This window comes from Nostoc sp. ATCC 53789 (genome assembly GCF_009873495.1).
Classification (GTDB): Bacteria; Cyanobacteriota; Cyanobacteriia; order Cyanobacteriales; family Nostocaceae; genus Nostoc; species Nostoc muscorum_A.
Map to the genome: position 1 here is coordinate 1843940 of NZ_CP046703.1, position 13366 is coordinate 1857305.

Genomic DNA, 13366 nt, shown 5'->3' on the forward strand with positions numbered 1-13366 from the left:
TTACTATAAATTTCTTGTTTATTTTACCAAAAGCTGTGAGCATCGGTAACTTCTTGGGCAATCTAAAGATAACCTAGAATTTTTTATTACCGAACTATGCGATTAAGGAGCTAACCCTTGATACAACCAAACTCCAGTCTATCAGCAACTAATAGAGAAAATCATCCTTTACGAAATTTACTAATTCGATTTATCCTTGGCGGTACTACCCTTATAGTCAGTATTTCTGCTTATTTCAGCTATCAAGCCACTAGAAATCTGATGCTCAAAGATTTGAGACATAGTGCTTTTTTAGAGGTACAGAGAGGGGGTGATGAAATTGAAGAGTGGTTACATATTCGCCAAGCGGAGGTACAAACCCTGGCTAATACTTTAACTGTCCGCTCCTTAAACTGGTCTGTAGCAGAACCCTATTTAAAGTCAGAAGTCAAGCGGATCAATGAATTTTTCTTTTTCCAAATAGTTAACCCAGATGGTTCATTTTCTAATACAAAAGTTGGTCGATCCAATAAAAATATTCAGGATCGAGACTTCTTTCAAAAAGCAATTGCAGGAAAGAGCAATATTTCCGATCCCTTTATTAGCCGTTCTACAGGAATTCCTTTAATAGCGATCGCCACCCCAATCTCTTCAAATTCTGCTAGCAGCAGTTCACCGATTGGAGTTTTCCACGGCAATGTGAGAGTCGATCACATTGCAGAGGTTGTTAATTCCCTGCAATACGGCACGAACAGCTATGCTTTTGCTCTCAATTCGCAAGGACAAGCGATCGTTCACCCTAACTCGGCGTTGATGTCAACCGTAGAAAAACCTGCACCCAGCCTGTTGAAAATTGGCGATCGCAATTTAAATGCGATCGCTCAGAGGATGGTAAACAAACAACAGGGAATTGAGTTAATGGAAATTGACGGCACTAAACAGTATGTCGCTTATCTGCCGTTGCAAGCTGCTAATTGGTCTGTAGCTTTGGTGATTCCCCGCCAAAATATCGAATCTCGATTGCAATTCCTCGATTTGATTGCCTTAATTGTCGGTGGACTGACACTCACCATGATTACTGTCTTGTGGCAAGTGCAAGCATTTGAACAACGTGAACTGAAAAAATCTAAAGCTGCTGCTGATACAGCCAACCATGCTAAAAGCGAATTTTTAGCAAACATGAGTCATGAACTGCGAACACCTTTAAATGGCATTCTCGGTTGTGCCCAAATTTTGCTGCGTTCCGCAGCTTTACCTAAGCAAGAGCAATATCACGTCAATATTATTGAACAATGTGGCTCTCATCTGCTGACTTTAATTAATGACATTTTGGATCTCTCCAAAATTGAAGCGAAAAAGTTAGAATTGCATCCTTATGATGTGCATTTCCCTTCCTTTCTTCAAGGAATTGTCGAAATCTGCCACATTCGGGCAAAACAAAAGGGCATTTCGTTTATTTATAAACCACCGATTAACTTGCCTACAGGGGTTTATGTCGATGTCAAAAGATTACGTCAGGTACTATTGAATCTGCTGGGAAATGCCATCAAATTTACAGATGAAGGTCAGGTTACTTTCAATATTGAAGTAATCGATCAACCTTCCAATGATGGGCAGATAATGAAACATCGCCTTCGCTTTAATGTAGAAGATACAGGAATTGGGATAACTCCCGCAGAATTGAGCCAAATTTTCTTACCATTTGAACAAGTAGGTGAGAAAAAGCGCCAAGCTGAAGGTACAGGGCTGGGTTTAGCTATTACTCGGCAGTTGGTACAAATGATGGGTAGCGATATCCATGTTCAGAGTCAAATTGGTAAGGGTAGCAGCTTTTCGTTTGAGTTAGAGATACCCGAAGCAACTGACTGGGTACAATCTGCGATGACTGCCTCAGAGAAACAAATCATTGGCTTTGAGGGTGGCCCCTACACCATCCTGATGGTTGACGATCGCTGGGAGAATCGCACAGTGATTACAAACTTACTGCAACCACTGGGTTTTAATGTGGTTGAAGCCAGCAACGGTAAAGAAGGTTTAGAAATAGCGATCGCCCTCAAGCCAAACTTAATCATCACAGATTTGCTGATGCCAGAAATGGATGGGTTTGAATTAATTAAACACCTGCGTCACACTTCAGAAATTCAGGATGTATTAATTATTGTTTCTTCAGCTAGTGTCTTTGAAGCTGACCAAAATCGCAGTCTGCAAGCTGGAGGTAATGCTTTCTTGAGCAAACCCATACAAGTAGATGAATTATTGCATCAACTAGAACAATACTTAAATTTGGTATGGATTTACAAGCAATCTCAGACTGATGGAGAAAAAGCCAAAGAAGCAACCACAGCAACTACTCAATTAACCTCTCCTTCTCCCCAGGTGTTGCAAGAACTAACCACTTTAGCCAGTAAAGGTAACTTCAATGCCATTCTCAAGTGGGCCGATCAACTAGAAGAAACAGATACAAATTTTGCACCATTTTCTAACGAACTACGGCAGCTAGCAAGGCAATTTGATGAAGATTTAATTATAAATTTTTTGACTAAATATGCGGTGGAAACGGTATGAAAACTATTATTGAAAACCAAAATAACTCTATCAATTATGCTCCTTTAAGGGGAATTGTTTTAGTCGTTGATGATAACCCTGCCAATTTACAAGTTTTATCCAGCTTTCTGGATCAGTCTAGCTTCGAAGTTTGGGCAGCCCGCAGTGGAGAAAAAGCCCTTCAGCGATTAGAAAATGGTGATTTACCTGATTTAATATTGCTGGATGTAATGATGCCGGGTATAGATGGTTTTGAAACCTGTAAACAGCTAAAAAGCAATCCTCGCGTCCAAGATATTCCAGTCATTTTTATGACAGCCCTTTCAGAAACTGCTGATAAAGTCAAAGGTTTGCAATTAGGAGCCGTAGACTACATTACAAAACCTTTCCAGCATGAAGAAGTATTAGTGCGGATTGAAAATCACCTCAAACTGAGAAATTTGACAAAAACCTTAATTGCTAAAAACACCGAATTACAACAGACTCAAACTCAATTGATTCAAGCAGAAAAGGTAGCAGCTTTAGGTCAACTAACAGCAGGAATTGCTCATGAAGTTAATAATCCCATCAATTTTATAGCTGGCAACTTAAATTTTGTTGAAAAGTATGTACAAGAGGTAGTTAGTTTATTGCATCTCTATCAAAAATATCTGCCCAATCCACCAGATGAACTTCACACTGCAATAAAAAAAAGCGATCTTGAATTTTTGTTAGATGATTTATCTAAAATTATTAAATCCATGCAAGTTGGTACAGATCGCGTTACAGAAATTGTGTCATATTTGAACAACTTCTCGCGTCACAGAGAAGCTGGAAAAAAACTAGCTAACTTGCATGAAGGGTTAGAAAGTACATTACTCATTCTTGGACATCGGTTTAAGGGAAATGCTCATCACCCAGCTATCAAACTAGTTAAAGAATATGGGGACTTGCCACTTGTTGAGTGTTTTCCTAGCGAGATTAATCAGGTCTTTATGAATTTAATTTCTAATGCGATCGATGCAATTGAAGAAGCAAATAAAAATAAAGATATTGATACAATTTCTAGAAATCCTGGGGTGATTAAAATTAAAACTGAGGTAATTGGAGAGCAAGTGATTTTAAGAGTTGCTGATAATGGTTCAGGGATAAAAAACGCAGATACAACAAAAATATTCGATGCTTTTTACACAACAAAACCTGTCGGTAAAGGAACAGGGCTTGGTCTATCTATTGCTTACCAAATTGTGGTTAATAACCATCATGGCAAGCTCACATACGATTCCAAGCCAGGTGAAGGTATAGAGTTTATTATTGAACTACCTATTCGATAAATGAAAATCCTAAACTAATTGAAAGAGGCAGGAGGCAGAGGGCAATTTTCCTCCTGCCTTTCTTGATAAAAGCAATCATCGCTTCTTTGTGTACCAATACGTTTAGTTAAAGATTTTTGTTAATGATTTTAGCAAAAAAATTGTAGGTTGGGTGGAGGCTTTGCGTAACCCAACATCCTTATATATGTTGGGTTGCGCTCCGCTCCACCCAACCTACCTCTAAATAAAAGCAATCATCCCTTCTTTGTGTACCAATACGTTTAGTTAAAGATTTTTGTTAATGATTTTAGACTTGTAGAGATGCGTTAGCGTAGCGGGACATTCGAAGCCAGCACAGTACATTTTCGCATCTCTACTTAAACTTGCTCTATGTAACAAGTACATTTATTTAAAAATTGCTGTAACTATCGAATATTCACTTCTTGCAAATAATTTACTTGCTGAAGATATTCAATCTTAGTGTCTGAATTTTTAGAGACAAATGAATTTGTTCTTTTTGCAGAAGCTATCTTTTGATTGCCAGCCTGAACACGTTGCTTTTGAGTATACTCATTCAATTTAACTTGAGCTTGAGCATAAACTAGAGCATCTTGGGGAATATTTCGGAGAAATTTTACAGCCCGATCAAAATCACCTACAGATGCTTTTTTGTAAGCGTTCTGTAAAAAATAAGCTGCTCTGATTTGGCGCTTTCGATTATACTCAGCCAGCTTTTCTTGAACTAAAGCCCCCGCACGACTTTCTTTAGGAATTTCCCGCAGATATTGTAATGCAGTAGAAAAATCTCTGATCTCGGCACTGTCGTAAGCTTTTGCTAATAAATCTTGTGTCTGTGCTTCAATGTTAACGTATGCTTGCTGAACTAGTTTATCTGTTTTAGATTGCCAATATGAAATATTGGGAATTTGAGAAACAGCATCAAGAACATCTGACCATCGGCTCTCATGAAAAGCTATTTGAGCTATTTGGTATTGTTGTGCAGCAACTTGCCATTGCTCTTGCCATTCTTCAATTGTGGCTTGGGCTTCTGGATAAACATTGCTGTGGGAGGGAATTGATTTAGCAAGTGCGATCGCTTCTTGCAAATCCCCAGCTTGATATTCTTTTGTTGCTTTATATAAAGTATCGGTTTCTGAGTATGCCGGTGCAGTATTAACTAAAGAATATACACCAAACCCCATCAATAAAGAATTAGCTGCTAGTCCGACTTTCATTCCTGTCAATAACGGGGATGATGTGCCAGATGTAAGATTTTGAAAATCATTATCCTCAATCGCAACTTCTTCTAGAAAAAATTCAGAATCTTCCTCTAATATTTGTGCTGGCTGATCCCATGTTATTTGTTTGAGTACCCGCAGTACCTCAGTCGCAGACTGGAAGCGATTTTGAGAATCGTAACGGATCATTTGGCTGAGAACAGCAGCTAGATAATCGTTAACTGGCGTGTCTTGAGAACGCCAAAAAATTTCATTAGTATGAGGATCAACTTTTAATTTTAGTGGTTCTAACCCAGTTAAAGCCTGGATAGCAATCATTCCCAAAGCATAAATATCGCTGTTAGGCTGTGTTTGACCAATAAATTGCTCTGGCGGTATGTATCCCAATGAGGTGACAGGAATTCTATAAATCGGCAATTCCGCACCTATGCCAAAATCGATAGACTGGATTGAGCCAAAGTCAATCAAAACTAACTTGCCATCGCTATTACGTCTAATCAAGTTTTCTGGTTTGATGTCACAATGGATCACGCCTTGAGAGTGAACAAATTCTAGAATACTTAAGACATCTATCAAGAATTGTACAACTTCCCTTTCACTCCACAGACACCCCCACTGTTGAGCAATGGGCAATTCCGCAGTCAGCGCATGTCCTTCAATTAGCTCTTGTACTAAATAAAACTGGCTGTTTTCTTCAAAGCAGGCGATAAATTCAGGAATTTGTTGATGGCTTCCTAGAAGCTTGAGGGTTTCAGTTTCAGTTAGAAACATTAACCTCAGCATCTCCAAGTACCCAGGTTCAGAACTGCTAACTTTTATCTGCTTAATAACACATTTAGGATTCTGTGGAAAATCTACGTCTACAGCTATATATGTTTGTCCAAATACCCCTGCACCCAGGCTTTGGATAATTTGGTAACGCTCTTGTAATAATTTACCGATTATGTGGTTGGTCATGACCTGGTTACTCAGTAAGTCCTTATTATTTAGTTTTTCTGACATTCCCTCCTGTTTCCGGAATGCTTTAGAAATAAATAACCAGAGTTTTTATACCTTGAATGTAAGTTTAATTTGTTAAGTATTTTTGCGTAAAAACATATAATTTTTTATTAAAGCCAATACTTCGCAAAGAAGTTGTGAAGTATTGGCTATGCTGCATTCTTAACAGGGAGATTAATCAACAATCTGCTGATATTCCGGTGCAGAAAGCTGATAATTGCAGTTTTTCCTTGCAGCCAAGAAACTTTATTGACCTGCTTGAAGATTATGCCAATGAGCCAGTCAAATAGCGAGAAAATGACTATTAAAAATATGATTTCACCCAGGATAATTAGTATATTCATCCTTTTGGGTAGGAGTATCAAAAAAAAGGCGGTTATATCCCCGAATTCTTGAAGAAGTCGGGGATATGGTAGCCCGAAAGAATTAATAAAACGGACTACTAACTGAGAAAAATACAACCAACTTACTGAATTTATCTCTTGTAAGAGAAGTGTTGATTTAGTAAGGTAAACCTTTGGGATACAGAACTGCTAGACGTTTTTCACGGAGTTTGACTGTCTCAAAATAGATTTCTTCAATCTTTTTAAACTCGTCTTCAGAAATATTGAGTGCCTTTGCTCCTTTGAGTACTACAGCCCGTTCTTTTTCGTTATATTCGCCATCAGCAGCACAAGCTTGTATTGCATCAAGGAGTAGGGAACGGCGTGTTTCAATGATTAAAGGATCTCCACTAAATAGTGTTTCTAAATCTTCATCAGCCTTGTAAACTTTGAGTTTTTCGATAATTGCAGGGTCACGATTGTAGGCAGAGGCATATCCAATCACCCAATCTCTTTCTGCATCTGCTAATGTGCCATCACCATTAGCACAAACAAGCAGCGATTTAAAGTAAGCTTCATAAGATTGGTTTAATGGAATTTGTGAAAAACCAAACTGTTCTTGGAACAACCACGAAATGCCTAAATCTTCTTGCTTTTTGATATCTGTCGTCATTGCTGTTTCCTAAAATTACTTAATTTTGTTATTTACAAACTTAATCATTGCATAAAAAGCTAATAGTTAAATATTAAAAAAATCTTATTTATCGTATTATTTCAATGTTCAAAAATGCATTGAAATATAATAGCTTGTAGATTCAAAAAGCTACTTTTGATGATAAATAAATGCTAATTTCTTGAGAGAAATACAATTTAATTCACCGTTTCAATTTATTGCTTAGATTCAATAACCTAATTAGTACAATGAATCAATTTAAAAACTTTTATTCTTCTGGGTAAAAGGTTTTATTTACTACTGGCTTAATCCGAAAAGTGACAGAACAGGGCTAATTTTGCTGCTAATAATTACTGCGCTTGATCAGGAGACTTGAACCACCGCATTGAGTTCTCACTCAGTTGCGTAAGTCCTCTTTAAGCAGTGGGAAGTTCTAATTTTGAGAGAGTAAAAAACTCCGGCTAGGCACGTTAGGCAATAAAGTTGGCTCGATACCAGCTTTTTCCATGATATCTAAAGCATACTCGTATTTAACTTTGTAACGTTTTTGTTTACTGTAAATAGCATACTGGTCTTGATAGTTGGGAGGGGTAAAATTCACGGTGATCGTATTTGCCCCTGCTTGCAGTCCTTTTAACTGACCATCTTGTCCTAATAAAACATTAAGGGCACTTACACTAGGTATCATAACTTTTGGCATCATAATTCTGGCTAAAGCCATCCAATTTAAAGTCATACTAGCGTTGCCCGCACTCATTTGATCTAGTGGAGTACCTTTACCAGGTACAAAAGGAGATGCACTACACATATGAATTTTCTTCTTCATGGCAAGTAGGAGATCGTTCGCCAGCATCTTTGGAGTTTGTTCAATTTCGATTTTCCCATTGGCATTTACTGCTTTTAAACCGACAATGGTTCCGCTTCCCACCTCATATCCTAAACTTAATAGATCATCGATTCTATTGAGGCGATCGGATAAAAGGTATCCTCTAGCTTGTTTGTGTAAATTCCAATTGCTCGTTTCAAATTTAATAATGTATTGATTTGCGCCAGCTTCTTTGAGTATTGTGTAATCTTCTTTAGGTTTATCGCCAAGATTTAGAAGGATTATGACGTTATTCTCAAAAAGTTGTTTAATTTTAGGTATGGCTCTAGATACGGTTTTAGTCGTTGCTTTAATTTCACCTGCTTGAATGAATACAATGGGAATTTTCGCTTCTTTGATTTCTATGGTGGTTTCTAATATTTTTTCGCTAGAAAAATTGTAACGATCTCCTAATTCTTCATTTTCAATTCTCATTGGACAATAATTACAACTCCTTTCGCAAGCATTAGTAATCTCGATCACACCTCTTAAATTTCCTTTATTTTCCAAATACTTATGACGCACATATCTTGCTATTTCAAAAAGTAATTGCTGCTCGTTGCCTTCAAAATGAAGTATCTCTTGGAAGATTGATTGGAAAAATTGTCTGTACTCTTGTGATTCTGTTGATTCCTTTTCTAGATATGGACTTTCAGTAATAGCATCAATTTGGATGGCTTCTAAAAGCCGCTCTTTTTCCTGTTCGGAAATATCTAGTAAAGTTTCAATCAAATTTTGCTTCATGGTATTTACCTTAAAACTATGAGTGTTGTGTAAAAAAATGATTTACAAGCCTCTTTGTAGTGAAAATGGAGACTTATTTTTCCTGTTCCTTTTTATAAGCGAATAGCTTCAATTATGCTGATTGGAGGCGCTACTGGATAAATTTTTGTCAATGAGAAACCTGCTGTTTCTAGTAGAACTTGATACTCAGTTTCAGTCCGTTCACGGCCGCCATAATTCACGAGCATCTGCAAGTCGAGGAGTTTGCCAAAGAATGGTTCGTTGCCTTGAGGTATAACCATTTCGACTAGCAGCAATCTGCCGTTAGGCTGCATCGCTTGGGAGCAATTTTTCAGGATGGCGATCGCTCTTTCATCATCCCAATCGTGAACAATATACCGTAGCAAGTAAGCATCTCCACCTGTGGGTACTGATTCAAAGAAGTTCCCACCGACTAGTTGACAACGATCTTGTAGTTCCAGGTCTTCAATCACAGGTTTGGCATCTGCAACTACATGGGGTAAATCAAATAAAATCCCCTGCATTGTCAAATTCGCTTTGAGAATCGAGGCCATTAAAGTACCATTTCCACCTCCAACCTCAACTAAGTTGTGGATGGATGAGAAGTCATAACCAGCTGCGATCGCTGCATCTTGTTCGCCAGAAATACTACTTATAGCTTGAGTGTATATTTTAGAAGCAGAAGGGTTAGTAGCTAAGTAATCAAATCTCTCCATCCCGAAGATATTTTTGAATACAGGTTTTCCGGTTTTGATACTTTCCAGTAGATGTCCCCAAGGTTGCCATTCCCAGGCTTGACCAGACTTGATAGCATAACCGCGTAGGGAATCAGTGCGATCGCTTTGCAAACCTTCGGCAACAGGTGTCAACTCAAAGTAGCCTGAACTACCTTCAGCAAATATACCAACACTGGCAAGGGCGCGTAGTAGTCGATAGAGCGATCGCGCATCTACACCAGTTGTTGTTGCTAATTCATCGTAACTTTTAGAACCATCCTTGAGTAAATCTGCAATACCAAGTTGAGCAACTACATAAATACCTTGCGTAATCCAAGCACCAGCGATCATTTGCTTTAATGTTTGTGTAGTCTGCATTTCATTTTTATCGATGGGATGTTGTAATTCTGTTTGAAACATAAAAGCCTTATATAGAAATCCGGTTTGATTTTTGAATCCTATTTAAAATTGCTTGATTGATAATAGTCAAGCCAATTTATTAGAGCGTGGCGACACGCCAAGCCAACCACTAAGAAGAAAATAGGAAAAATAAGTATTGAGTAATTGAGTATTCACTGGAGGACACATAATTGAACTTCCTGCAAGAGCATCTTGTGTTGCTAAACAACTAATTTTTGGCTCAGTTGATTGCTGATACTGCTTGTGATAAAAAGGCAACAGATGATACAAAGGATTTTCCTGAGATCGAACAGAATTATTTAGTTTTATTTGCCAATCTTTATAAGCAATATGCTCAATCTGATAGCCACGAGAGCAGATAAAATCAGTTAATTCTTTCCAAGAAATAGGTTTAGAATTATTTAAGTGAAAAGCTTTACCAAGAGAATCTTGTTGCTTTGATAAATACACAATACTTTGGCTGAGGTAATCCACAGGAGCTAAATCCAAGGTGTCAGTAATGTCTGTCATGCTTCCCATTTGTATACAGCCTTTGATAGTGCGGCAAATTACATCATCTTTATACCAAGCGCCTGTTTGACTATGACCAGAAATAAATGGTGGTCTATAAATCGCAACTGGAATTCCTCTGTCACTCGCTAACATAATTAACTTTTCTGCCACCCATTTACTCTGAGAATAAGCCAGTCTCATTCCCTCACTATGAGCGAGTTGATCGGATTCAGTTACGACTTTTCCTGCATAAGTTGATGACTCAAAAACCGCGATCGTAGAAATGTAATGTACCGATTTGGTTTTTATACAACTCGCTAATCTCAATATTTCCTGAGTTCCCAAAACATTGGTAGGCTTTAATGCTGAATAGGGATAAACATAATTAATCCAAGCAGCATTGTGATAAATTACATCGATGATGCTGCTCATTTTTTGAAAATCTTGTGATGACAAACCTAACAGTGGTTGAGATAAATCACCCAATACAGGAATAATTCTATCAGCAAAATCATCATGCCAAATCCCGTATGATTCTAAGTTATTTTGAAGCCTTATTTTCCCTGATTCAGCATCAATAGAACGTACTAAGCAATAAACATCTGCTTGGGTTTTTAACAGTAACTCTTGCAGTAAAAAAGCTCCTAGAAATCCCGTAGCTCCAGTTAATAAAATAGCAGCAGGTTCAGTTACAAATGACTCAGATGGATATTCAGGAAAGATTGTAGAGTCTAAAACAACTTCTGAATTCAAATCTGTTGCTAATTCCGCCGATGATTTTTTTGAGAGAATTGTGTTTTTCGCTGTTAGTTGCTGAAGCAATAAATTTACCAATTGGTTGATATTGGAATTACCCAGCAACATATTTATGGGTATGTCTACCCCTAATTCAGTATCAATACGATTCTTCAAATCTATATTCATTAGAGAATCAAGCCTCAGTTCATGTAAAGGCTTTTCTATATCCAGATTTTGAGATGTATTAATGCCTAAAACTTTAAAAAATTGCTCTCGAATATAAGCAGTTAATAGCTCTTGACGTTGACCTAAAGAAGCATCATCTAACTGTTGTAGAAACTCCAATCGTTGTTGCAATGGCTGCTCATCAGAGGATGCTTCTTTGATATTTGTCAATTCTTGTTGTGCCAATACGCGGCGCAAAATTTTGCCAGAAGCTGATTTGGGAATTTTGTCCACAAATTCAAGTCTGCGGATCGTTTTATGCGGTGCAACTTGTCCAGCGACAAACTCCATAATTTGCTCTGGGGTAGCTGCGGCTTTTAGTACGACAAAAGCTTTAGGAACTTCCCCACTACTGAGATGAGGACTCTTGACTACACAAGCATCAGCAACAGCAGGATGGCTCAACAAGACTGCTTCGAGTTCGGCTGGTGCTATGGAGTAGCCATTACACTTAATCAATTCTTTGATGCGATCGACTATGTAAAAGTAGCCATCTTCGTCAATATAGACAATATCGCCGGTGTGATACCAACTATCTCGATCAATTGCGTTGGCAGTTGCTTCTGGATTATTCAAATAGCCTTTCATGATCTGCGGCCCGCGTACCCATAACTCTCCTGGTTGATTAACATCTAATGGTTGTTGGGTATCGACATCTATAATTTGACATTCCACATGAGGGAGACATTGACCGACTGAACCAGGCTTGATTTTGTGACGTTCATCTGGAGTGTAAGTAGTCACAAAGGTTTCTGTCGTTCCGTATGCTTGCTTGACAACGCAATTAGCAAGACGCTGTTCGCACTCTTCGATCAATTGATGGCTGAGTGGTGCGGCTCCAGAAGTCAGCACGCGCAAACTTGAAAGATCGTATTTATCTACTAGTGGCTGCTTTGCTAATGCCAGCAAAATTGGCGGAACGATGTGGATACGGGTAATTTTGTGCTTTTCAATCAGGCTCAGAAAGACCTCTAAATCAAAGCGCGGCATCGTCACAACAGTAGCACCGCAGGCCAGGCTGTAATTCAGCATGACCATGCCGTAGGCGTGAAAAAAAGGTAAAACTCCGATGACTGCATCAGCCTCGCTGACTGGTTCGCAGCTTTGGAACTGGTGAAAGTTAGACACAAATGTATGGTGGGTGTGCATTACACCTTTAGGCATACCAGTAGTGCCGCTAGAGTAGAGCAAGGCTACTAAATCTTCTTGTAGATTTATCTGTACTTTTGGTATCTCTTCTTCACCTTCTAAAAGCACAGAAAATGAGGTAGCTCCAGATGCTTCACCAAATACAAATACTTCCTCTACTTTTGAGCGATCAACGGCTTCTAGTGCTTGTGCTACAAGGTCTGGGATGGTGATGAGATATTTTGCACTAGCATCATTGAGTTGATATGCCAGTTCTTCTGCCGTATATGATGGATTTACTGTAGTGACGATCCCACCTAAAGTTACCACAGCATGAAAAGCGATCGCATATTCAGGAATATTTGGGCTGTAAATACCTAAAACATCACCCTTGGAAAAGCCACGCGCCGCCAAACCAAAAGCCACTTTACGGATTGACTCCGCTAGTTGTTTATATGTTATTATGCTGTTAGTTATGCCTTCAATGAGGGCTGGTTTATCCGCTAGCTCTATTGCTCGTTGCAATACAAATTCTGTCAGTGGCTGTTTAGGGATAGGAATGTCAGGGTATGGACTACCAAAAATCATTAGAATTTATTTTTTGAGCAGATATTTATAGGACAAAACTTTTCATACCTAATTGCAGCAAGCGGAACTAACAAAGACTTGCTTAAACGTTCCAGATGCTTGCTGCGACTTGTAAGTAGACTTTAGTTTGCTAGTTGTTGTGGTTGTCATTGTTTAAGCTCTCCAAATTGATTGGAATGCATAACACCACACTTTATCTTTCTTAACGTCTCAGACTTTTAATAAGAATGCAAGAACAGTTAAGACACTTAAGACAGTTAAGACGATATATAATTTATTCAGATAAATATATCTATATTCTATAAGTTTTACATAACTTTTCTCAATTATTTGTGAAAAAGAATCTTACCTAAACAACTTAGGAAAAATAAAAAATTTGATAATGCGTTATGTGATGTATCA

7 protein-coding genes are annotated in these 13366 nt (G+C 38.2%); 2 read left to right on the plus strand and 5 right to left on the minus strand.

What is annotated here, in order from left to right:
• The first annotated feature begins 120 nt into the window (after positions 1–120).
• Together GJB62_RS07540 and GJB62_RS07545 are read left to right on the plus strand one after the other, a co-directional pair.
• Positions 121–2544 carry a hybrid sensor histidine kinase/response regulator gene (locus tag GJB62_RS07540; protein WP_114082449.1) on the plus strand — a complete coding sequence of 808 codons (2424 nt, stop codon included), beginning with the start codon at positions 121–123 and terminating at the stop codon, positions 2542–2544.
• Positions 2541–3836, plus strand: a complete 1296-nt coding sequence (locus GJB62_RS07545; RefSeq protein WP_114082393.1) for a response regulator — start codon at positions 2541–2543, stop codon at positions 3834–3836. Before GJB62_RS07540 ends, GJB62_RS07545 begins: the two co-directional genes overlap by 4 nt.
• Positions 3837–4240: 404 nt before the next feature.
• On the opposite strand, the gene GJB62_RS07550 is transcribed toward GJB62_RS07545, so the two are convergent.
• The 5 genes from GJB62_RS07550 to GJB62_RS07575 all read right to left on the minus strand — a co-directional run bounded on the left by GJB62_RS07550 (position 4241) and on the right by GJB62_RS07575 (position 12964).
• Positions 4241–6010: a serine/threonine-protein kinase gene (locus tag GJB62_RS07550; protein ID WP_245246114.1), complete on the minus strand. Its 1770-nt coding sequence runs from the start codon at positions 6008–6010 to the stop codon at positions 4241–4243.
• Between the two features lie 543 nt (positions 6011–6553).
• A complete protein-coding gene (locus tag GJB62_RS07560; RefSeq protein WP_114082391.1) occupies positions 6554–7048 on the minus strand; it encodes a hypothetical protein in 495 nt (164 codons plus the stop codon).
• 433 nt (positions 7049–7481) lie between these two features.
• Complete coding sequence (locus tag GJB62_RS07565; protein WP_114082390.1) at positions 7482–8657, minus strand: radical SAM protein; 1176 nt, start codon at positions 8655–8657, stop codon at positions 7482–7484.
• Between the two features lie 92 nt (positions 8658–8749).
• The gene (locus tag GJB62_RS07570; protein WP_114082389.1) at positions 8750–9793 is read right to left on the minus strand and encodes a methyltransferase; all 1044 of its coding nucleotides are present in this window, start codon (positions 9791–9793) and stop codon (positions 8750–8752) included.
• Positions 9794–9859: 66 nt separating this feature from the next.
• The gene (locus GJB62_RS07575; RefSeq protein ID WP_114082388.1) at positions 9860–12964 is read right to left on the minus strand and encodes a thioester reductase domain-containing protein; all 3105 of its coding nucleotides are present in this window, start codon (positions 12962–12964) and stop codon (positions 9860–9862) included.
• Between the last annotated feature and the right edge of the window lie 402 nt (positions 12965–13366).

Bases quoted from the DNA above. Each gene is read 5' to 3' on its own strand.
- GJB62_RS07570 (WP_114082389.1), bottom strand. From the start codon at position 9,793: ATGTTTCAAACAGAATTACAACATCCCATCGATAAAAATGAAATGCAG.
- GJB62_RS07550 (WP_245246114.1), bottom strand. From the start codon at position 6,010: ATGACCAACCACATAATCGGTAAATTATTACAAGAGCGTTACCAAATT.
- GJB62_RS07565 (WP_114082390.1), bottom strand. From the start codon at position 8,657: ATGAAGCAAAATTTGATTGAAACTTTACTAGATATTTCCGAACAGGAA.
- GJB62_RS07560 (WP_114082391.1), bottom strand. From the start codon at position 7,048: ATGACGACAGATATCAAAAAGCAAGAAGATTTAGGCATTTCGTGGTTG.
- GJB62_RS07575 (WP_114082388.1), bottom strand. From the start codon at position 12,964: ATGATTTTTGGTAGTCCATACCCTGACATTCCTATCCCTAAACAGCCA.
- GJB62_RS07545 (WP_114082393.1), top strand. From the start codon at position 2,541: ATGAAAACTATTATTGAAAACCAAAATAACTCTATCAATTATGCTCCT.